General features: G+C 32.4%; 20 protein-coding genes. 19 read left to right on the top strand and 1 reads right to left on the bottom strand.

Going from position 1 to position 23309, the window contains the following annotated elements; translation table 11 throughout:
• The first annotated feature begins 510 nt into the window (after window positions 1–510).
• The 8 genes from CBF29_RS08230 to CBF29_RS08195 all read left to right on the top strand — a co-directional run bounded on the left by CBF29_RS08230 (window position 511) and on the right by CBF29_RS08195 (window position 8684).
• Entirely contained in the window at window positions 511–1215 is a 705-nt protein-coding gene (locus CBF29_RS08230) for a lantibiotic protection ABC transporter ATP-binding protein (RefSeq protein ID WP_018579539.1), read from the top strand.
• Window positions 1215–1940: a lantibiotic immunity ABC transporter MutE/EpiE family permease subunit gene (locus CBF29_RS08225; protein ID WP_018579538.1), complete on the top strand. Its 726-nt coding sequence runs from the start codon at window positions 1215–1217 to the stop codon at window positions 1938–1940. Before CBF29_RS08230 ends, CBF29_RS08225 begins: the two co-directional genes overlap by 1 nt.
• Window positions 1941–2696 carry a lantibiotic immunity ABC transporter MutG family permease subunit gene (locus CBF29_RS08220; protein WP_018579537.1) on the top strand — a complete coding sequence of 252 codons (756 nt, stop codon included), beginning with the start codon at window positions 1941–1943 and terminating at the stop codon, window positions 2694–2696.
• Window positions 2697–2706: 10 nt separating this feature from the next.
• Window positions 2707–3366, top strand: a complete 660-nt coding sequence (locus CBF29_RS08215) for a response regulator transcription factor (RefSeq protein WP_018579536.1) — start codon at window positions 2707–2709, stop codon at window positions 3364–3366.
• Window positions 3357–4730 carry a sensor histidine kinase gene (locus tag CBF29_RS08210; protein WP_018579535.1) on the top strand — a complete coding sequence of 458 codons (1374 nt, stop codon included), beginning with the start codon at window positions 3357–3359 and terminating at the stop codon, window positions 4728–4730. The genes CBF29_RS08215 and CBF29_RS08210 overlap by 10 nt, the downstream gene beginning before the upstream one ends.
• Before the next feature lie 1103 nt (window positions 4731–5833).
• On the top strand, window positions 5834–7789 hold the full coding sequence (gene tet / locus CBF29_RS08205; RefSeq protein WP_018579533.1) for a tetracycline resistance ribosomal protection protein: 1956 nt from the start codon (window positions 5834–5836) through the stop codon (window positions 7787–7789).
• Window positions 7790–7924: 135 nt separating this feature from the next.
• Complete coding sequence (locus tag CBF29_RS13860; protein WP_341853110.1) at window positions 7925–8095, top strand: DUF1697 domain-containing protein; 171 nt, start codon at window positions 7925–7927, stop codon at window positions 8093–8095.
• Complete coding sequence (locus CBF29_RS08195) at window positions 8067–8684, top strand: MBL fold metallo-hydrolase (RefSeq protein ID WP_051076755.1); 618 nt, start codon at window positions 8067–8069, stop codon at window positions 8682–8684. The genes CBF29_RS13860 and CBF29_RS08195 overlap by 29 nt, the downstream gene beginning before the upstream one ends.
• A 460-nt stretch (window positions 8685–9144) precedes the next feature.
• Here CBF29_RS08195 and CBF29_RS08190 read toward each other — a convergent pair whose 3' ends face one another.
• On the bottom strand, window positions 9145–9651 hold the full coding sequence (locus CBF29_RS08190; protein ID WP_018579531.1) for a hypothetical protein: 507 nt from the start codon (window positions 9649–9651) through the stop codon (window positions 9145–9147).
• 201 nt (window positions 9652–9852) lie between these two features.
• Here CBF29_RS08190 and lexA point away from each other — a divergent pair, with 201 nt between their 5' ends.
• The 11 genes from lexA to CBF29_RS08140 all read left to right on the top strand — a co-directional run bounded on the left by lexA (window position 9853) and on the right by CBF29_RS08140 (window position 23184).
• Window positions 9853–10458 (top strand): transcriptional repressor LexA, encoded by a 606-nt coding sequence (lexA, locus tag CBF29_RS08185; protein WP_018579530.1) that lies wholly within the window; start codon window positions 9853–9855, stop codon window positions 10456–10458.
• Window positions 10459–10653: 195 nt separating this feature from the next.
• Window positions 10654–10875 (top strand): hypothetical protein, encoded by a 222-nt coding sequence (locus CBF29_RS08180; protein WP_018579529.1) that lies wholly within the window; start codon window positions 10654–10656, stop codon window positions 10873–10875.
• A 525-nt stretch (window positions 10876–11400) separates the two neighbouring features.
• On the top strand, window positions 11401–11838 hold the full coding sequence (locus tag CBF29_RS08175) for a sigma-70 family RNA polymerase sigma factor (RefSeq protein ID WP_018579528.1): 438 nt from the start codon (window positions 11401–11403) through the stop codon (window positions 11836–11838).
• Between the two features lie 438 nt (window positions 11839–12276).
• Window positions 12277–12507, top strand: a complete 231-nt coding sequence (locus tag CBF29_RS08170) for a hypothetical protein (protein WP_018579526.1) — start codon at window positions 12277–12279, stop codon at window positions 12505–12507.
• A gap of 100 nt (window positions 12508–12607) precedes the next feature.
• Window positions 12608–14284: a recombinase family protein gene (locus CBF29_RS08165; RefSeq protein ID WP_018579525.1), complete on the top strand. Its 1677-nt coding sequence runs from the start codon at window positions 12608–12610 to the stop codon at window positions 14282–14284.
• On the top strand, window positions 14277–15944 hold the full coding sequence (locus CBF29_RS08160) for a recombinase family protein (RefSeq protein ID WP_018579524.1): 1668 nt from the start codon (window positions 14277–14279) through the stop codon (window positions 15942–15944). The genes CBF29_RS08165 and CBF29_RS08160 overlap by 8 nt, the downstream gene beginning before the upstream one ends.
• Complete coding sequence (locus CBF29_RS08155; RefSeq protein WP_018579523.1) at window positions 15937–17424, top strand: recombinase family protein; 1488 nt, start codon at window positions 15937–15939, stop codon at window positions 17422–17424. The genes CBF29_RS08160 and CBF29_RS08155 overlap by 8 nt, the downstream gene beginning before the upstream one ends.
• Window positions 17425–17579: 155 nt before the next feature.
• Window positions 17580–18101, top strand: coding sequence for a hypothetical protein (locus CBF29_RS13770; RefSeq protein ID WP_018579522.1), 522 nt, complete (start codon window positions 17580–17582; stop codon window positions 18099–18101).
• A gap of 25 nt (window positions 18102–18126) precedes the next feature.
• Complete coding sequence (locus CBF29_RS08150; protein WP_245987316.1) at window positions 18127–20307, top strand: type I restriction endonuclease subunit R, EcoR124 family; 2181 nt, start codon at window positions 18127–18129, stop codon at window positions 20305–20307.
• A gap of 41 nt (window positions 20308–20348) precedes the next feature.
• Window positions 20349–21548, top strand: coding sequence for a restriction endonuclease subunit S (locus CBF29_RS08145; RefSeq protein WP_126809269.1), 1200 nt, complete (start codon window positions 20349–20351; stop codon window positions 21546–21548).
• A gap of 19 nt (window positions 21549–21567) precedes the next feature.
• Complete coding sequence (locus CBF29_RS08140) at window positions 21568–23184, top strand: type I restriction-modification system subunit M (RefSeq protein WP_126809268.1); 1617 nt, start codon at window positions 21568–21570, stop codon at window positions 23182–23184.
• Window positions 23185–23309 lie beyond the last annotated feature (125 nt).

The following is a 23309-nucleotide window of genomic DNA, read 5'->3' as shown; positions in this document are numbered from 1 at the left end:
TTAACTGCGTCCCTATTGGGACGCAGTTTTTTGATTGTATGCCCAGTATGGGCAACAACTTGGTTGTGAAAGTCCACTACGGGCTTGGTAGTAGGAACCGTTAGCTAAGAGCAAGGGTGTCCACGGCGACGTGGAATCTGAAGGAAACTGGAAGCAAAATCCCGAACCGACGAACAGAAATCACATCAGGCTGATTTAGAGTGGACGAGTTTACGATACAAAACAAAGTCCAATACTACCCGAACTATACACAGTAAATGTGACGGTTACATGGGATGAAGGTTGTTGTTCTTACCTGGGGTGTGGGAGGTCGGTAAATAAATTAATTATTTATCTCTTACCCGATTACCTAGACTTAGATCCATAAGGCTATTTATCCATCGGATTAGGATTTCCATAGCCAGACAAACTTCTAAAAAACTATTTTTATAAATCCTTATAAATTCCTTATAATTACCTTGTATACTTTAATTATAGATTAAATATAAGATTAATTTAGGAGGTAAGGGAATGTCAGATTATATTTTAGAAGTAAAGGGATTAACTAAAAAATTTAGGAGTCAAGTAGCTGTTAATAATGTTTCTATATCAATTAGGAAGAATTCTGTATATGGACTACTTGGACCAAATGGTGCTGGAAAGTCAACCATATTAAAAATGATTACAGGGATAATGAAACCATCCTCTGGAGAAATATTATTTGAAGACCATCTGTGGACAAGAAAGGACTTAAAAGATATAGGAGCATTAATTGAAGAACCAGCAATTTATCCAAATTTAACTGCAAGAGAAAACTTGAAGGCTGCCTCTACTCTTTATGGACTGCCAAAGGAGAGAGTAGAAGAAGTACTTGACATTATAGGTCTTAGGCAGGCTGAAAAAAAGAAAGTAAGGAATTTTTCCATGGGGATGAAACAAAGATTAGGACTTGGAATGGCTATTATAAATAATCCCAAACTGCTTATTCTGGATGAGCCTACTAATGGACTTGATCCAATAGGAATAGAAGAATTAAGGGAATTAATTCGTTCATTTCCTGCCATGGGAATTACAGTGATTTTATCTAGCCATATTTTATCAGAAGTAGCACAAGTGGCTGATAAGGTGGGAATCATATCCAATGGTATTATTGGCTATGACGGAGAGTTAAGCAAGGAAGATGATCTTGAATATTTGTTTAAAGAAATTATAAAAAGAAACAGGGGTGAAAATTAATGATTGATATAGTAAAATCAGAATTCTTAAAAAACAAAAGAACATCAACAAATAAATTTATCCTAATAACACCATTTTTTTCTCTTATATTATCTGCCTTATGGGGAGGAGGTCAAAATGGTGCATATAACTGGTGGTATGCTATGTTCCTTCCAGGAATGTTAGCTCTTATATCTGCCCAAACAATTACAAAGGAGAAAAACCTTTCCTATAAGGGGATGCTTTTGTATCCTCAAAGTAAAGAGAGGATATGGATAGGAAAGATACTATACATTAGTATTTTGTTAGTATTTACCAACTTGATATTTATGTTAGGAGCAGAGGTATTTGCTTTAATATGTGGCTCTACTATTCCTTTAAGAGCAAATATATTAGGAACTATTGTATTAATTTTTACATTTTTATTTAATATTCCTATCATTATGTTTTTAACTGCTAAGTTCAACATTTTCCTTGCTGTTATTTTTAATCTAGGAATGACAATTTTCGGAATTATAAGCTATGGATCTGGAATAAATTTAATTTTAAAGATCTTACCTTATGGGACATCATCCGCTCTAATGGTTCCAATTTTAGGTATTCTACCAAATGGCCTTCCAGCTCCAGAAATCAACTCAATGCCAAATAGAACTGGGGTATTAGGCAGTACTTTAATCAGTATTATTATCTTTCTGATATTGGCTATTCTTACTACAATATGGTTCGGAAAAAAAGAGGTGAATTAAATGATAGAATTTAAAAAGCTTATAAAAGCTGATATAATAAAATTTAAATCTACCCAAATTCCATGGATGCACCTGTATATCCCTATATTAGGGTTAATCATATTTTTAAGCTATTATTCTTATACACCTTGGACTAGTTTTAGCAAGATATCAGCTTATTTACAAGTTTTAAGCATAACATTTCCAATGTTAATAGGAATAATCACTTCAATAGTAGCAGAGCAAGAATATATAGCAGGGGGCTTTAAAAATATTTTAATTGCTTCAGAGACAAAGAATTTAAGTATAATGAGTAAATTTACCTTATGTTTATTATTTGGAAGTTTAAGTACTATATTGGCAGTTGTTGGTTTTTATATAGGTTATTCTTTTATAGATAGTAATATCTATCCTATTTATATAAACCTGGCTATTGTGGCAATTCTAATAGGGTCCAATATATTCTTATATATACTACATTTATTTTTAAGTTTTAGATTTTCTAAGGCAGTTTCTATTGGAGTGGGTATTGCTGAATCTCTTGTAGCAGCCTTATTTTTAACAGGAATGGGGGATGGCAGATGGCCTTTTCTTCCAAGTTCATGGAGTATTAGGTTTACTTCATCATTGCTTATGAAGTATCAAAGTGCTGAAGACATATTGCTAGACCAAGATTTAAAACTAGGAATTATTATATCTATAGTTTTAACTTTTATATCATTTGTAATTATGTTAGTATGGTTTAAAAACTGGGAAGGAAATAGAACCGAAGAGTAGGGGGTATTAAATGGCCAATATTTTAGTAGTGGATGATGATAAAGCTATTCTAGATTTGATTGAAAACATATTAAGTAAAAGCAATCATTTTATTAAAAAAATAGATAAACCCGAAAAGGTTCTTTCTGAAGATTTAAGTTTCTATCATTTAATAATTCTAGATGTAATGATGCCTGAAATTGATGGATTTAGCTTATGTTCTAAGATAAGGATACAGGTAGATTCACCTATTTTATTTCTTACAGCAAAATCAGACGAAGCAGATATAATTAGGGGGCTAGGATTAGGTGCAGATGATTACTTAACTAAACCCTTTGGAGTTCAGGAACTTCGTGCAAGGGTAGATGCCCATATTAGAAGAGAAGAAAGGGAAAAGATAAACTATATAAATATAGGTGATGTTAAATTCTTGCTATCAAGTAAAGAATGTTTCGTATTAGATAATAGGGTATCTCTAACTAAAAGTGAATATGAAATAAGTGAGTATTTAGCCCTTAATAGAGGTCAAGTTTTTTCAAGGGAACAAATTTTTGAATCCGTTTTTGGCTTTGAAAAGGAAAGCAATTTAAATGTAATAGCTGAGCATATAAAAAACATTAGAGCCAAGTTTATACAATTTAGCATAGAACCAATCAAGACAGTTTGGGGAGTAGGTTACAAATGGGATTAAGAAGAAGTAAAAGCAAAAGTCTTCGTACAATATTTATAAAATATATTTTATATCTTGGAGTATTTATTACAACCCTAATGTTAGTGAATTATTTAGTATTTGGGATAGCTTCAATTGGAGTATACCCAGCAAATTATTCTGAAAGAATAATTCAAAAAAACTATGATGAACTAAAAAATTCACCTAAGGTAAATATGGATTTATTGACACCAATGTGTAATTTTGGGGTCTATTCAGAAGCAGGAGATTTTTTATATGGTAATTTTTCTGTTAAATATATAGATGATAGTTGGGATAACTATAGGAAGGGGAAAAATACAATTGGACTATCAGACTATATTATTAGTATTGAGAGGGAAGAAGAAGTATTGATTATTAGCTATCCTTTAAGTATGCAGTTTACAAATGATGGATTGAGAAAAACTTTGCCTAATGCAGAATTAACAATTATATTTTCATTTTTGTTTCAATTATTTATATTGATTATTCTATGGTCGAATAGATTAGCTAAAAGGATAAATAGCGAGTTAAGAAATCTCTTGAATACTGTAGAGAAAATAGAAGAACATAATTTAGACTTTGATGTAGGTGTAAGTAATATAGGGGAGATAAATCTGGTTCTTCAAGGTATTGATATGATGAAGAATTCTTTAAAGACTGCTTTAGAAGAACAGTGGAATTTTGAACAGAAAAAGAAAGAACAAATATCTGCTCTCGCCCATGATGTAAGGGCGCCCCTTACTATAGTAAAGGGAAATGTAGGTTTACTAAAGGAAACTGATGTCACAGATGAACAGAAAAATTACTGTAACTATATTGAAAAAAGCAGTAATCAGATGGAAGAATATTTACAAAGATTATTATCAATAACTAAAGAAGAAATAGGCAATAGTGAGTTAGACAATATCATTAATATTAGAAAGTTTATACTTTCACTAAAAGACCAAGGGGAAGCTTTAGGAAAGATAAAAGATATTAGTATTATATGTAATATAGAGATTGATAAAGGTTTACATTTAAAGGGAAATGAAATTGAATTGGAACGTTCATTTATGAACATTATAACAAATGCAGTTAACTTTTCCCCAAACAACTCAACTATTACCATTAATGCTAATATAAAAAATCGCAATTTAATTATTGAGGTAAAGGATCAGGGAAAAGGATTTTCTGAAAAGATACTAAAGCACGGAAAAGAACAATTTTTTATGGAAGATGAAAGCAGAACAGAATCTGGGCATCATGGATTAGGTTTATATATTACAAATAATATTATTAAAAACTATAATGGGGAGCTTATATTATCCAATGACAAAAATGGAGGTGGGGTGGTTCAGGTTATAATACCACTAGTGAGAGGATAGAGTAAATAAACTAACCAGAGATTATTTTTATTCTTTACACAAATTAAACGACTACTATTAGGAAAAATTATTTCTACAGTAGTCGCTTTTTTCTGCCTAATTTTATTAAATTTCCTCAAGCTTACTTATTCGGTATCTCCATACAGGGAGTGTAATTAGTCCAAAAATCATATACTTTAAGAAAAGATTTAACATATGATTCTGTGATAGAACAACATCCCCATTAAAGGTAAAGTCAGTAATAAATATCTGAATTACAGGACTTAGTAGCCCAATGGCAAAGGGAACTGCAATAGACACACCTATAAATGCTATGAATAGATTAAGTGCATTGCTAATTATAGGGAAGGTATCGTTGATAAAAAAATTAAAAGTCCATATATAAGTATTGCAAGGATTCCAACACCTGTATTAAGAAGATATTGCAATTTACCACCAACAAGTTTTACTGATATATTGGGATGAAAAAAATATATTGAATAAAAAATACAATAAAAAAATCAACTCCAAAAGCCAAGGTCTTAAAAGAAAACAAGGTAATATTTTTATAAAGCTTTACAAAAAGAATGGATATGATTAAACATATTCCTATAAATAATCCTATAGGCATATTGACTTCCTAAAATTAATATTTATATTTTCTGTGCCATCTTACAAATAAATTATACCACTTAGCTAGGGCAGGCTGCCAGACCTAGATTTAAAATATTATTAAGTTTATTTTTCTAAAAAAGATTCTGAGTCTTACTTGACAAATAAAATAAAATTAAGTATTATAAAATGTAGTATTAATCAAAGGAGTTTTATCATATGAGGCATAATATTTTTAAATAACTATTAATAAAATAGAACAAGTACGTTTTCCATGCAAAAGGATATTTGTATGGCTTATTAATTGTACTTTTATTTAGAAATATTCTCATAACAATAAATTTATATTTTTATGTATTATATAGCATTGATTAGACTGTAGATGTAACACCTTGATGTTATATCTAATTGTGTATGTTATATTTACTTTAAGTAATTATATAAAAATAAGTTCCCCTGTGAAGAGAGTATTTTATCACAGGGGATTTTTTATATAATTATGGAGGTATAAAATGAAAATTATTAATATAGGAATATTGGCACATGTTGATGCAGGTAAAACAACTGTTACAGAAGGTTTATTATATAAAAGTGGGGCAATTAATAAAATTGGAAGGGTCGATAATGCTACAACGATAACGGATTCGATGGAACTTGAAAGAGATAGGGGGATAACTATACGGGCGTCTACAGTTTCATTTAATTATAATGATACAAAGGTGAATATCATAGATACACCTGGGCACATGGATTTCATAGCTGAAGTTGAACGAACTCTGAAAGTGTTAGATGGAGCTATTTTAGTAATTTCAGCAAAAGAAGGAATTCAAGTTCAAACTAAAGTGATTTTTAATACTTTAGTGAAATTAAATATACCAACACTTATATTTGTGAATAAAATAGATCGAAAGGGAGTATGTTTGGATGAGATATATGCCCAAATACAGGAGAAATTAACTTCTAATCTTGCAATAATGCAATCAGTTAGAATAAAAGATAAAGATGATTTTGAATTGACAAATATAAAGGATGATAAAGTAATTCAAAATCAAATATCCGAAAAATTGTTAGATATAAATAATGAGTTGGCAGAAAAATATATAAATGGAGATGTCATTACAGGAAAAGAATATAATGATGTATTTTTGGATGAGGTTAATAATTGCAATCTTTATCCTGTATTTCATGGTTCGGCTTTAAAAAATATTGGAATTGACGAGCTATTATTTGCTATTACAAACTATCTTCCTACTAATAGTTATAATACTGAAGACCTTTTATCAGCATATGTTTATAAGATTGATAGGGATGAAAAATCCCGAAAGATGACTTTTTTAAGAATATTTAGAGGTAGTATAAAAATACGTCAGGAAACTTTTATAAATGGTGGAGAAGAAGTTTTCAAGGTAAGAAACTTAGGATCAATTATAAATGGTGAAATTGTTAAGATGGATCAGGTTGGTAGTGGAGATATTGCCATCATTTTCAATGCTAATTCCTTGAAGATAGGAGATTATATTGGACATAAATATGATGAGGCGTTGGATACGGGGATAGCTCAACCATTATTAAGAGCCTCTATTAAGCCTTGTGATTTAAGTGAAAGAAGTAAACTGATAGAAGCGTTGTTTGAATTAACTGAAGAAGATCCATTTCTAGATTGTGAAATTAATGGAGATACTGGAGAAATCATATTGAAGCTATTTGGAAATATTCAAATGGAAGTAATAGAATCACTACTTAAAAGCAGATACAAAATAGATGCTAGATTTGGTGAACTGAAAACAATATATAAAGAACGACCTAAAAGAAACTCCAAAGCAGTAATCCATATAGAAGTTCCACCAAATCCTTATTGGGCATCTGTTGGATTGTCTATAGAACCACTACCAATAGGATTAGGATTATCGTATGAGACCACTGTGTCATATGGATATCTGAATAATTCATTTCAATATGCAGTAAGAGAAGCTGTAGAAAATGCTTGTAAAGAAGGACTTTATGGCTGGGAGATTACAGACTTAAAGGTAACTTTTGACTACGGATTATACTATAGTCCAGTAAGTACCCCCTCTGACTTTAGAAATTTAACACCATATGTATTTTGGGAAGCTCTTCGAAAAGCAGGAACTGAAATATTAGAACCTTATTTAAAATATACAGTTCAAGTTCCAAATGATTTCTGCGGAAGAGTTATGAGTGATCTCAGGAAGATGAGGGCTTCTATTGAAGATATAATAGGCAAGGGAGAAGAGACAACTTTAAGTGGAAGGATACCTGTTGATACATCGAAATCCTATCAGGCAGAATTACTTTCTTATTCAAATGGAAAGGGTATATTTATTACTGAGCCTTATGGGTATGATATATATAATGCTGAGCCGATAATTAATGATATTGTGAACGACAATAACGATAGTAACAAGGAAGGGTTAAGATATTTATTTCAGAAACAGGATAAAAATTGAGGCCTAGATATAAAATTTGAAATAGAATCGAGAAATCCTAGCTTAAAAATAGTTGGTGAGGATGCATACCTGTATCAATTAGAAAACTTGAATGGTAGTACATTACTAAAAAAATGAAATTGGTGATTTTCACTTCTGTATGATGGGAAAAATATAATTAAGATGACAGATTTAAAACGAGTATTTGAATCAATTGAATTTTATGAAGTAAAGACATATATTCAAAGTGGAAATGTTCTATTCAAATCAAATGAAGCGGGGGAATCCCTAAACGAAAATCATAAATCCTGTTTTATTAGTAAGTAAAAACGATGTTGTTTTAGTTGACTGTGGTTACCCTAATTTCTTATCCTTATTAGAAGATGAAATGAGATCAAAAGGAATAGACGCAGATTCATTGACAAAAGTACTGATTACACATCATGATGATGACCATATGGGGGCCATATATGAAATTAAAGAAAGACATCCACATATTAAGGTAGTTTCAAGTGAAATAGAGAGTAAGTATATTTCTGGGAAAGATAAATCTCTTAGATTGCTGCAAGCAGAGGAATTATTAAAAATAATGCCAAAAGAACAGCAACAATTTGGAATTGATTTCTGTGAAACATTAAGAAAAGTTAAACCTGTCAATGTAGATATAATAGTTAAAGATGGAGATAGTTTGGATTGGGCAGGAGGATGTCAGGTTATCTCCACTCCAGGTCATATTTCATTATTTTTAACAGAGACTAATTCCATTGTAACAGGTGATGCGGCAGTTGTAGAAAATGGTGAATTAGTAATTGCAAATCCGCAATTTGCACTTGACCTGAATATGGCTCAAGATTCGTTGAAAAAAATTATTTCAATGAATGCAGATAATTATTATTGCTTCACGGAGGAAGATTAGTTAGGTTCACAAAAGCAAGTAAATACAAATAATTTAAAGAGCATAGATGGCACAATGTCAAAGAATGCAATTACTGTAGTAACTGGAGTTACAGAATCGAGAAAGTTATCATATATGGGTATTGATTTTAGGCAAAAGTACGCAGATGGTATTTTTATTGACCTAAAAAAGATATATACAAGTGTTAGATAAACAGTTTTTAGTTATATAGGGATATTATATTAATAGTGAATTAGAAAGTCTTGATTTATAAAAGGGATTTATTAGATTTCTATAAAATGAGAATTAACCTTTTAAATAACTTTGAGTTTATTGGGGAAAGTATATAATATTATTATTAATTAAGCAATAATGAGTACCTTACAAATGTTATATAAATTGAGATAATTATAAATACTAAAATGACGAAGTTTAGGTCAAGAAAGAAGACCTTAAACTTCGTCATTTTATGTCTAATTTATTAAAGCTCTTCAAGCTTACTTATTCGGTATCTCCATACAGGGAGTGCAATTAGCCCAAAGACCATATACTTCAAGAAAAGACTTAACATATGATTCTGTGATAGAACAATATCTCCATTAAAAGTAAAACCATGAATAAATATTTGGATTACAGGACTCAGTAGTCCAATTGCAAAAGGGACGGCAACAGACACCCCTACAAATGCTATGAATAGGTTAAGAGCATTGCTAATCGTAGGGAAGGTATCGTTGATAAATAAAATTAAAAGTCCATACATAAGTATTGCAAGGATTCCAACACCTGCATTAAGAAGATATTGCAATTTACCATCAACAAGTTTTACTGATACATTGGGATGGAAGAAGTATATTGAGTAAAAAAATATAACAAAGAAATCAACTCCAAAAGCCAAGGTCTTAAAAGAAAATAAAGTAATATTTTTATAAAGTTTTACAAAGAGAATGGTTATGGTTAAACATATTCCTATAAATAATCCTATAAGCATATTGACCTCCTAAAATTGATATTTGTATTTCCTGTATCATCTTATAAATAAATTATACCACTTACTTGGGGCTGGCTGCCAGACCTAAATTTCAAATATTATAAAGTTTAATTTTTCCAAAAGAACTATTGCAATAATTTGGATTTAATATTATAATAGTAATCACCAACAAAGTGTTGGCGATTAGAAAGGGGGTAGAAAATGAGAACCAAAAGTCCCAAAAGAATGGAAGAAATAATTGACTATGTAAATCAATATACAAATCACTATAGGACTTCTCCTTCTACCAGAGAAATTGCAAAAGCTGTAAAAACTGATAATGGTACTGTATATCGTTATCTTGTGGAAATGAATGAAAAAGGTATGCTTGAATACAATGGCAAAGAAATTATTACACCAACAATTAAAAAGATGGAAACCGACATGATACAAGCGGCTGTCTTAGGATCTGTATCTTGTGGACTTCCCCTTTTGGAAGAAGAGCATATAGAAAGCTATGTATCTTTACCTGCAAAGTTTTTTGATAAGGGCGATTATTTTATCCTTAGAGCCAATGGAGATTCCATGATAGAGGCTGGGATAGAAGATGGTGACCTAGTAGTTATAAGAAAACAAGAAGAAGCTAATGAGGGTCAAATAGTTGTTGCTTTACTGGAAGATGGAACTACTACATTAAAAAGATTATATCTTGACCAAGGCAAAAAGTGTGTAAGACTTAAGCCAGAAAATAAGAATATGAAAGATATAGTGACAGCAAATTGTTCTATCCAAGGAATAGCTGTAAAAATTATGAAAGACCTAGTATAATTTCTAGGGTCAAAAATTGTTTAAAGGTTAGGGGTTGGTATTGGCCAGCCTCTAATAACAAACTTAGAAAAGAAGGATTAATGATGAGGAAAAAAATGATAGCCTTCTGTGGTACTTGGGTGTTAGATTAGTAAGTCATCTGTAGTTTTCTTTCCCCAATCCACTTAGAAGGCAATAAGAAAAGAAGGATTGCAGATGAAGAAAAAAAAGAAAAAATTTATTATAGTATGCCCATACTGTGGCAAGGAATTATGTAAAAGTGGTTTTACAAGTAGTTTTAGTGACATGGAAATCAAATGCTCTAGGTGTGGAGCAAATTTAGAAGTAGAAATTACAAATGGAATAATTACTTATCATCCAGATAAGAGATTATCCATGGTAGCTGAATGTTCAGCTGATTATGAAGATATAAAATAAGATACTTAAGTGAGTTTCTGTGCAATTTATATTTTGGCTATTGGACTAGGCTAGAACCTTTAGGAATAGGAATATAAATTAAAAATCTATAGGAGACTGAATTCGGCTAAAACCGTCAAGAGTTACATAGATAAAATATTTAATCTAGAATCAGAATCTAGATTGTAAAAAAGTTCTCCCTTAAATATTTTAGGCAAAATTGAATAGCTGAGATTTATACAGAGGTGTTGGACTGGGCTAGAACCCTTAGAAACAACAGTTATAAATCAAGAGTTTGTTGACTGGTCTGAACTGGACAAGAATCCTTAAGAGCCACGCAAAACGGAAGTTTTTATCTGAAAAGATAAATCTGTTTTGTGTGGCTCTTTTTTTGTACCCAAAATACTTTCGTTAATGCGCCGGCTCTGAAATTAAAAGAAAGAGCAGGTGCATATGAAAAGACGTTGGGAAACCTATATTGCTAGGTATCCATGATCTCCAATTTTAAAAATTCATTTTGATTTTAAAATTGGGGGGTTATGGAAAATGAAAGAAAATAAAAAAAATTATTATATATTCCTTGGAGATAGCAAGGTGGATGTATCTGAAAAAGTATATAAGGGATATTGGCAAGAAACCAATAGGGAGAATTATCTTAATAGGCTAGACAAGGAGAATAAATTAGGTTATTTCTCTGAGTTTATATCAGATAGAGCAGATAGGAGCATGGAAGAGAGGCTAATAGATAAAGCCGTTGACCTAGAGAAATTAGTAGCAGTGAAAATGCAAATAGAAGCACTTAATAAAGCCTTGGATAAATTAAGCCCAGAAGAAAGGGAAATTATTCAGGCTCTTTTTTTTGATGAGATACCCCAAAGGGAACTGGCGAAAACACTTAATATTAGCCAAGGGGCAGTCTTTAGGAGGAAAGAAAAAACCCTAGAGAAGTTAAAGGTCTTTTTAGAAGATTGGGGTGAAAAATAAAATCTTTTTTAAAAAAGCGAATCAAGAGGGTGGTTTTTTCACTGTTATATATAAGGGGCAAATACAGCCCCTTATATAAGAATAAAAAATTATATATTTTTGAACTTTGACAACTTAATAGACCAGGACAGGACATTATCCGTTTAAGGAGCCAGTATGAAACTACGTCATGACCATTCTGCTAAAGGTGACTTTGGTTTAAATGAATACCTACATAACGCTAAATGTATGGGATATAAGGATGAGAGCGAGAAATAGTTTGCTACAAAAAAGTATTGGCAAAACTTTTTGCAAAAATCTAGATGGTGATAATGATACTTCTATACGTTGTTGCTTCCCACCGAGAAAAGGGGAGAGGTGAAATTCCTATGAGCTGCCAAAGCACCTGTCAATGTCATAAAACTTAAAATAAAATATTAAGAAAGAAGAGGTAATTAAATGGAAAATATTAATAAGAAAAACCAAAACTCTTCTTCTGTTAATTATGGATATAAAGATGAACAATCAATGGGAGCGTATTTGGATCAAAAATTACAAGAGATTCCAGAAGATAAAAAGAATGTTTTTATAGAAGTAGGAAATGTTGTTGTTAATTGTTGTATAGGAAATACAAGGGTTAGCATGGATGATTTTGTATCAGATTTATGTAAGTTAGAATTAAGGATTTAAGGGCTGACAGATATATATAAGTGCGGTAAGATAAAAATATAAAGTTTCTGAAATCCTTAATAAATTGCACCCAAAATAATTTATTAAGGAGAGTGTAGAGATGAAAAAGATCGAGGCTTATATGTATCTTCGCTTATCAAGAGATGATGGAGATGAAGGAGAAAGTAATTCCATTGGTAATCAAAGGGAACTTATAAAAGGCTATGCTGATAAGGCTGGTTTTAAAATTGTCAAAGAATATATTGATGATGGATTTACAGGTTCAAACTTTGAAAGACCAAATTTTAAAAAGATGCTTAGTGACCTTGAAAAGAAAGCTAGCAAAACGATTATTGTAAAAGACCTTTCTAGATTTGGAAGAGATTATATTGAATCGGGAAAAATTCTTCAGAAGATTTTTCCACAAATGGGGGTTAGATTTATATCAGTTAATGATAACTATGATAGTGAAAATGCTGATGTAAATGACACACATCTTATTCTTCCTATAAAAAACTTTATCAATGATAGTTATTGCAGGGATATATCCATGAAAGTTAAAAGCTCTCAAAAGACTAAAAGACAGAGGGGAGAATTTATAGGGGCATTTGCTCCATATGGATATAGGAAAAGCACAAAAAAGAAAAATCATCTTATAGTTGATAGGAATGTAGCCTATGTTATTAGAAGAATTTTTGAGATGAAAGTAGAAGGATATTCTTCAAAGGCTATAGCAGATGAACTTAATAGGCTAGGTATTCAAACTCCACAAGCTTATAAGGAAAGTAATGGATCAAATTATGCTACAGGCTTTGCTAGTAATCAAAGTAAGTGGCAGGCTAAGATGATAAATAGGATTATTGAGAATAGGGTTTACCTTGGAGACTTAGAACAGGGGAAGAGAACCAAGCTTAATTATAAGTCTAATAGGGAAATAAAAGTTACCCAAGAAGAATGGGTTAGGGTTGAAGGAACTCATGAAGCTATAGTTACAGAAACAATGTTTAATGTAGCTAATAAGATGATGGGAAGAGATATTCTTAATAGGAAAACCAAACCTGATTTTTTAGCAGGGCTTCTTTATTGTGCAGATTGTGGAAATCAGCTAGTAAGAAGAAACCAAAAGACAAAAAATGGACAAACAATTTATTATATATGTGGCTTATACAATCGTGGTAAGGGTTGCTCAAGGCATAGTATTAAGGAAGAGGATATTTTATCTTCTTTGAATTACATCCTAAAACAACATATTAAATATCAAGAAGAACTATTTTTAAGAATTAGGCAAACTGATTTTAGTAAATCAGAATATGACCTTGATTTAGATGATCTACTTGCTGAAAAAAAGAAGTATGAAACCCTTAGACGTTCTCTTTATATGGACTTAGAAGATGAGCTTATAGATGAAGAGGAATTTCAATCCTTTAGGAAGAGCTACCAGTTTAAAATAAAAGAGATTGAACAGCAAATTATAAATAGAAGGAAAGCCTATAATGATTTAGAAGAGATACTTAATTCCAAAGAAAATTGGCTTACAGGCTTGGAAAAGTATAAAAATATAGAAAGTATTGATAGGCAGACACTAGCATTTTTTGTTGACCGTATATTGGTAGGGGAAAAGGATGAAGAAGGAAGACCAAGAATAACAGTATTCTTTAATGATATGGAAAAGTTAGATATATTAAAGAGAATATTAAAGAGAGCTAAGAAAACCAAGACTTCTAATCTTGCATCCTTCAATAGCATGGCTATAAAAGGACTATCCACTGAAAGGGAGGGGGTAGCTCTCTATGGCTAGAATATCAAGAAGAGATTTAATAAAAACAGAAGAAAAAGCGACTATTAATTCATCAAGAGTTGGAATCTATACAAGACTTTCGCAGGAAAGAACAGAAGAGTGGAGAAATAAATCATATTCTATAGAATCACAAGTGGAGATTTGCCAGGAGTATATTAATAAAGAAAATATGACCCTAGTTAAGGTTTATACAGATTATGAATATTCTGGAACTAATTTTGATAGGCCAGGTTATATTGAAATGATGAATGATGTTAGAAATGGCTTTATAAACTGCATTATAATTAGGGATTTATCAAGACTTGGTAGAGAACATCTTGAAATGGGAAGACTTGTAGATAAGGTATTTCCTTTCCTAGGAGTAAGATTTGTATCAGTAATAGACAAGATTGATACAGAAAAGGGAATTGATGCAAAACTATCTTTTGAAATCTTAATAAAAAACCTTATTAATGATATGTATGCCAAGGATATATCACATAAGATTAAAACCAGTAGGCAGGTTCATGCCAAACAGGGATTCTTTATAGGTTCAAATCCACCTTTTGGATATAAGGTAGTAAAAAAAGATGGAGGAAGAAAATTAGAGCCTGATGAAGTAAGCATGAAAATAGTCCAAAGAATCTTTAATATGTATGTAGATGGGGTTAATACACTTAAAATTGCTAAAGAACTTAATGAGGAAAACATCGCAACATCAAGTGCCTATAATAAAACAAGGTCTATTATACGAGAACCTGGACAACCACAATGGAGAAAAGGGACTATAGCTAATATGCTAAGACAGAGAGTCTATACAGGTTGCCTTGTTCAAGGAACTAAAGAAAATGTCCAAGGGAAAAAGTCCGGTCATTATAGGCAAAAACCTAAGGGTGAATGGATTGTTGTAGAAAATGCCCATGAAGCTATTATTTCAGAAGAAATGTTTAATATAGCCCAGGAGATACTTGATAATAATAAAGATAAATCGGAATTTAAAATAACAAGACATGATATGAAAAGAGATCCAATTAATAAATACAAAGGTGTAATTTTTGATGCAAATACGAACCTACTTTTAATTAGAAATGGAGTAAGAAGTAATAAGAAGAATGCCAACTTTTATTATTATAAGTTCACAAATGAAGAAAACAATGGTATTTTACTTGAAACTCCCTATATTTCTATAATGGAAAGTGACTTAGATAATCTAGTAATAAATAAGTTGAGAAATATACTCAGCATTGATGTAAGTGGAAAAGATTGCAGGGATAGAATTACTGATATATGCAAGATGAGAATTGAGATGGTAGAAAGAAATCGCCAGTCTATTTCTCTTAAGATTTCAAAACATAATTCAGACTTAAAAAGACTATATGAAAATTATAGTTTGGGAAAGATTGAGAAAGAAGACTATCTTGAAAAAAGAATATTAAATAGAAAAGACCTAGCCATCTATGAAAAGAGCCTAAGTGATCTTGACCTTGAAATACTTTCAATAGAAAGTCAAGCTGAGGAGGAGATAGGATTATTTGATAGCTTGTTTTCTAATAAAGATATTAAGCTAGATGAAAATATTGTTCAGAAATATATTGAACGTATTGATGTATATGATAATGAAAGTATAGAAATTAGTTTAAAAGGCTTTTTAGGTGGAAAGGAGATGAGGTCAAGTGAATAATATTGCTATTTATCTTAGAATATCCGTACTTGAAAAAGGAAATCTAGGGCATACAGAAGATACAATAAATTCTCAAAGGAATATTATTAAGAACTTTATCTTTAATGACCAAGAGCTTAAAAAGGCAAATATAGAAGAGTATATTGATGAGGGCTATAGTGGTAGCACTACTTCAAGACCTGGCTTGGATAAGCTTCTTTTAAAGGTAAAACAAGGAAAGATAAACTGTATCATTGTAAAGGATATGTCACGATTTATGAGAAATTATATAGAGATGGGAGATTATCTTGAAAATATCTTTCCTTTTATGGGGATCAGATTTATAGCAATTAATGATGGCTATGATAGTAGTAATGAAGTTCAAAATGGAACTGAATTAGATATCCAATTTAAAAATCTTCTTAATGACTATTATAGTAGGGATATTTCAGAAAAAATGACAACAGCTCTACTTGTAGCGAAAAAGCAAGGGAAGTACACATCTGGAGCTCCGCCATATGGTTATTTAAAAGATCCTGAGGATAATTATAAGCTTATAGTTGATGAAAAGGTTGCTGAGAATGTTAGATATATATTCCAACTTCTTCTTGAAGGACATAGCCTAAATGAAACAGCAAAAACTCTTAATAGTGAAGGTGTTATGACTGCAAGAGCAAGAAGGAAAGAGATTAAAGGCTATGATGCCTATGCAAATAGGTGGGAATCTACTGTGGAAGATACAATATGGTCTCACAGTATGGTTAGAAGAATAGCAAATAATGAAGCATATACGGGGACTTTTGTTTTTAATAAATCAAGAAAAAGTAAGCTTGATGGAGGTAAGGTTACTTATCATCCTAAAGAAGAATGGATAAGAGTTTATGATAATCACGAAGCCCTTATAAGCAAAGAAACCTTTGATGAAGCTAATAATATTATAAAGTCAAGAAAAAGGAATAAAATGTTTAAGTGGGGTGAACGCAAATATAAGAATAGTCCCTTAGCAACTTATGTAAGATGTAATAAATGTGGCTATAAAATCAGATTTGGCATTAGTTCTAATGGAAAAGAAATAGTAAGTATAAATCTTTATTGCTATCACTGTAGAATGCTTGAGCAGGAAGAAAAGCTACCTCATAATAAGGAATTAGAAAAAGAGGTATTTAAAATCCTTAAGGATAAGTTTCATACAGATAAGACGGAAAAGAAAAAGCTCCTTGATGAACAAAAAGAGCTTTATGACAGGAATGACCAACTATTAAAAAAGAAAAGGATAGAGTTTGAGAATTATAAGTTTGGTAAAATCTCAAGAGAAGATTTTATGGAAACAAAAAATCAGATACAAGAATCTGAGGAAGAAAATAAGGAACGTATAGGAGCAATAGACGAGGAACTTAAACAAGCAGGTAGCATAGACAGTCTAACTAAAGAAATTGTCGAGAAATATATTGATAAAATTTATATTTCAGGAAAAGGTATAGAAAGAATAGAATATCAATAGTACAATAGAAGGAGATCCATTATAGGGTCTCCTTAGTTATTGGTTTAAATAAAAAATTAGCTTAAGTGAATTTTATTAGATTAGCTAAAAGATGATTATAAAAAAGAACAGAAGTAGTGATTATAAAATCAAAATAAACAGGAGATGTAATAATCATGAGAAAAGGTTTAAAGGAAACATACGACTGGTATGAAAGTCGTGGAAAGCAGCTCATTGATAAATATACTAATGTAGGTGAGTATGTAAAAAAATATAATAAAGTAAATGGTACAAATGAAGTTTCAGGGGTTTATATGATATGTTTTAATAATCTTCCAATTGCTATAGGAGAAAGTAGCCAAATGGGTGTAAGGTTTATGGAGCATGTGAGGGCTTTAGAAGAAGATGGTAAGGAACTTTGGGGAGTAAACATAGAAGAAATTAAAGCTGGAAAAATAACCATCAAAATTGAAGTTTTAAAGACTGGTTTATTAAATGAAATAGATAGAAGAGATGCCGAGATTGGTGAGATAAATGAATATCAGCCAATTTTTCAAGTTGAATATGAAAAATATTATCCCAATGATAAAGCACAAAAGCAAAATGGAAGATGGCTATTAAGACATGAGATAAGGGAGGATCAGTATATTAAAAGAAAATATAGAAGAGAAAGAATTAAGGAGTTTTTAGATTTATAATTTACAAGTATTTTCTATCATACCCTTGACACGAGAGGGGTCAGGAAAAACAATTACCAGTTTTAAAACAGCTTGGCTTGCCAGCCGTTTATCCAATGTAGGTAAAGTTGTCTTTTTAGTTGACCGGATAGCACTGACAAATCAAACAGCCGATGCATATCAAGCGTATGATCCAGTAGCAGGGTTTGAAGGGAAGACAGGGGTTGTTAGTGAGACAGCAAATATTTCTGACCTTCACCGTAAATTGACAAGAAAAAGTGATAAGAATATTATTGTTACAAGTATTCAGAAGATGTCTCGCTATGTCGTACGAGATAGCTTTAAGCCATTGAATGACAATATTCTTTTTATTGTTGATGAAGCTCATCGCTCAACTGGTGATGGTACTGAAAATGAAGGAATGCTTGAAATGATACGTAAAGCTGTTCCGAATTCTGCATGGGTAGGCTATACAGGTACGCCCAAATTTCCTGAAACCCGGGAAATATTCGGCGATCTCCTCCATGCTTATACGATTAAAGAAGCTATTGCAGATAAAAATGTTCTCGGCTTCAATGTAGAATTTAAGGAGACAATTGAAGCACCCGAAGATCCAAGTGAAGAAGATATTGATGATAACATCCGCGGCAGCGTGTACGATTACAGTCCAGAGCATGTTGAACTGGTCGTACAGGATATTTTTGATAATTGGAAAAAGCGGTCGAATAATCGTAAGTATAATGCGTTGTTTACCGTTCATGTTGGCGGGAATAAAGCAAGTACGCCCAGAGCGATGGAATTCTTTGATAAGTTTGCTGAGGAAAATGGCAAACGCCCAGCGGATGAGCGGTTAAAAGTAGGCATTAGTTTTTCAGCAGTTACTTCTAATAGCGACCATCAACTTGAAACAAATATGAACTTGCACCGTGCAATTAAAGCATACAATGCACAATTTGGAACGGATTATGACATGACTAGTGTTAAAGCTTACACAGAAGATTTGACACGCCGCCTTAATAAGACTGCAGATGATGGTCATTTTTTAGACTTGGTGATTGTTGTGAATCAGCTTCTAACCGGTTTTGATGCGCCGGAGATGAACACACTCTATGTTGACCGTACCTTGAAAGGCGGTAGTTTGATTCAAGCTTATTCGCGTACCAATCGTGTGCATAATCTCATTGATAAGCCGTGGGGAAATGTTGTCAATTACCGCTGGCCTGTACAAAATGAGTATGAAATGAATCAAGCTTTTGCAGTTTATTCTAACCGCGCTTCAGCGGATGAACAACTGTCACTGGATGATTTAAAAGCAGGAAACGAAGAATCAGGTATTATCTCAAAATCTTTTGGAAAAGTCCAAGAAGAAATGAGAAATGTCGTTGAAAAACTTGCCACTTTGACAGATAATTTCATACAGCTACCGCCAAGTGAAAAGGCCCAAGATAAACTATTTGATAATTTGAAAGAATATAACCGTTTGCTTAGTCAACTGAAGCAATACACGGAAGATGATAATAAAAATCCGATTTCTGCTTATGACAATCCTGAAGAGTTCTATGAACGACTAGGAATCACCGAAGAGCAGGAAGTAATTTTGACAACAGTCATTGCAGGGGAGTTGAAAGAGCGTCGTGCCGAACGTGACGATATAGATATCTCACAAGTCAACCTTGCAATGGTCCACATTCATGATGTTACGATTAACTATGATTACTTAGTAGACTTGATAGCTAAGATGGCCGATGAAGTACATGTTAATGATATGTTTAATGCTGCAAATACAAGAAAAGAAATTCATATTGAAATTGCCAAATCGGATAATGAGAAAGAAAAAGCTAAAGTTAATCACTTTGTTTCCAAAGTATTCTCTAAAGAATTTGAATTTGACCATTACCCGGCTCCACGTGATGTGGAAGCAATGAATCGGGCGATGGATCAAGCGCAAAGGAATACTAACATTCAACTATTGACAAACTTTATTAGAACATGGGGCCTTGACAATAGTACGAAGCCGAAAGAATTGGAGCAATTGATTAAAAAGCATCAATTTGGACAAGAGGACTTAGATAAACAAGGTGAATTAACAAAAATTATGAATGATGCGAAGTCTGACTATAAAGAAATTGCAGATGACGAGATTGCAGCATTGACTTGGGTGCGGTACCGTATTGAATTCCGTAAAGCTTTCAAAAAAATGGCTGATGAAATAAAGAAGGGTGAGTAATAAATGAAAAAAATGTTTGACATAAGAAAAGGTGATTGGAAATGACTAAAAAAATAAAGAACTCACCTCAAATAAGATTTAATGGTTTTACTGATGCCTGGAAACAGCGTAAGTTGGGGGAAATAGCAGATAGATACGATAATTTACGTATTCCAATAACCGCATCTAAAAGAATTAAGGGAACTATTCCGTATTTTGGAGCAAATGGAATACAGGATTATGTGGAGGGCTATACTCATGAAGGGGAATTTATTTTAATAGCTGAAGATGGTGCTAATGATATACGGAATTACCCAGTTCATTATGTTAGTGGAAAAGTTTGGGTCAATAATCATGCCCATGTTATCAAAGCTATTGCAGATATTTCAGATAATAGGTATCTTATGAACTTTATAAAACAAATGAATTTGGTACCATTTTTAGTTGGTGGTGGAAGGGCGAAATTAAATTCCGAAACAATGATGAAATTGAAAATAAAGCTACCTTCTTATAATGAACAAGTTAAAATAGGTTCATTTTTCAAGCAGCTCGACGACACTATCGCGCTTCATCAACGTAAGTATGATTTGTTGATAAAAATGAAAAAATCTTATCTTCAAAAAATGTTTCCGAAAAAAGGAGAAAGCAAACCAGAAATTCGTTTTTCTGGATTTACTGATGCTTGGGAACAGCGTAAGTTGGGGGAAGTGATAAATGGTCAATACAATGGACAAACTCCATCTAGAGCTAAAGCTTCTTTTTGGAATGGAGACATTAATTGGCTTTCAAGTGGGGAATTAAATAGAGGAACAGTGACTACTACAATTGAAAAGATTACAGAGCAGGGTAAAAAAAATGCGAATCTAAAAATGGTCCCTAGAGATACTTTTGTGCTTGCAATAACTGGGTTAGAAGCAGCGGGAACACGAGGGAATTGTGCAATTTTAGGCATTGATACAACACTCAATCAGTCCTGTATGGCTTTATTTCCAGATGAAAAATTACTTGATTCATCTTTTTTATTCCATTGGTATCGAAAAGTGGGTGAAGAGTATGGTCTTCAATACACTCAAGGGACAAAACAACAAAGCTACAATGCGGAATTGATTAAAATTCTTCCTATAGTTTTACCAAGCGTAAAAGAACAATTAGCAATTAGCAGTTTTCTAAGTAAGCTCGACGACACTATCGCGCTTCATCAGCGTGAATTAAATTCACTAAAAACTTTGAAAAAATCACTGCTTCAAAAAATGTTTGTATAAGAAAAGGAGATAGAGATATATGAGTAAAGCAACAGACATTACTTCAAAGCTATGGAGTATGGCAAATAAATTGCGAGGAACAATGGACGCAAGTGAATATAAGAATTATATCTTGCCCTTCATGTTCTATCGCTACTTATCAGAAAATCAGGACGAATATTTAGAAGAAAACGGACTTGAAGAGTTTTATGAAGTAACGGACAGCGATGAGTTGGAAGACTACCTTGAAGAAATCAGCAAAGGGATAGGGTATGCGATTAGTCCGGAATTTACGTGGGATAGTATCGTGAAAAAAATTGAAAATCATAAAATTAAAGCGAGTGATTTTCAAGATATGTTGGACTCTTTTAATATCAATGCCAAGCGTAACCCGATTGCAGAAGCAGACTTTGCTAATGTGTTTTCTGATGTCAATATTGGCGATACACGGCTTGGGACAAGTACGAATGAGCGCGCCAAGGCTTTAAACGATATTGTCTTGATGATTAATGAGTTCACCTTTAAAGATGACTCTGGTCACGATATCTTAGGTGATGTTTATGAATATCTTATTGGCCAATTCGCTGCCAGTGCAGGAAAAAAAGGCGGAGAATTTTATACGCCTCATGAAGTTAGTCAAATTTTGGCAAAAATCGTAACCATTGATGCAACTAAGACAGAAGACCAGTTTCGTGTATATGACCCAGCCATGGGTTCAGGCTCATTACTGTTGACCGTTCAAAAAGAATTGCCTTACGGAGACGAAGAAGGTAGCGTCGAGTTCTATGGTCAAGAATTGAACACAACTACCTATAACTTGGCACGAATGAATATGATGATGCATGGTGTTAACTATCGTAATTTGCAGTTGAGACGTGCAGACTCACTTGATGCGGATTGGCCATTTGATGAAAAAAACGGTACGCAAATTCCGTTACAGTTTGATGCGGTTGTTGCTAATCCACCATATTCTCAACATTGGGATATCAAAAATGTTGATCGTGAAAAAGATACGCGATTTAAGGGGTATGGAGTTGCGCCAGCATCAAAAGCTGATTACGCATTTGTATTGCACGGCTTATATCATTTAGACAAAACTGGAACAATGGCTATAGTTTTACCTCACGGAGTCTTATTTCGGGGTGGATCTGAAGGTAAAATCCGTAAAAATATTATCGACAATAATTTGTTAGACACAGTGATTGGTCTACCAGCAAATCTTTTCTACGGCACGTCAATCCCTACTTGTGTGCTTGTATTCAAAGGCCGCGAAATACGTAAGAATAAGGACGTCTTGTTTATTGATGCTTCAAGTGGCTTTATCAAAGGGAAAAACCAGAATAAACTATCACCTGACAATATTGATAAGATTATTGATACATATCAAAAACGTGAAGATGTTGAAAAATATGCTCATGTGGCATCACTGGAGGAAATCAAAGAAAATGACTACAACTTAAATATTCCTCGTTATGTCGATACTTTTGAAGAAGAGGAAGAGATTTTACTTTCAGAAGTAGCCAAGGAATTAACTAAAGTTAAGGCAGATATTGAAAAATCAACAGATAAATTATTTGAGATGTTGAGTGATTTGGAAGGCACGACAGATGAAGCTAAAAATGAACTGAGTGAATTTATGAAACTCTTAGGGAAATAAATATCTGTGAGGAGTTGCTACCTGTCGAGATTGTGTAGTTAAAATTAAACAATCTGGAATATAGTAAATTATATTAGAGGTGAGTCTCAGCGGCATCAAATCACAAAAAATTATTAGATGAATTT

Origin of the sequence: Vagococcus elongatus, from assembly GCF_003987645.1 — a bacterium.
In the GTDB taxonomy this organism is placed as follows: Bacteria; Bacillota; Bacilli; order Lactobacillales; family Vagococcaceae; genus Vagococcus_A; species Vagococcus_A elongatus.
This window is presented reverse-complemented; position numbering and strand designations above follow the sequence as displayed.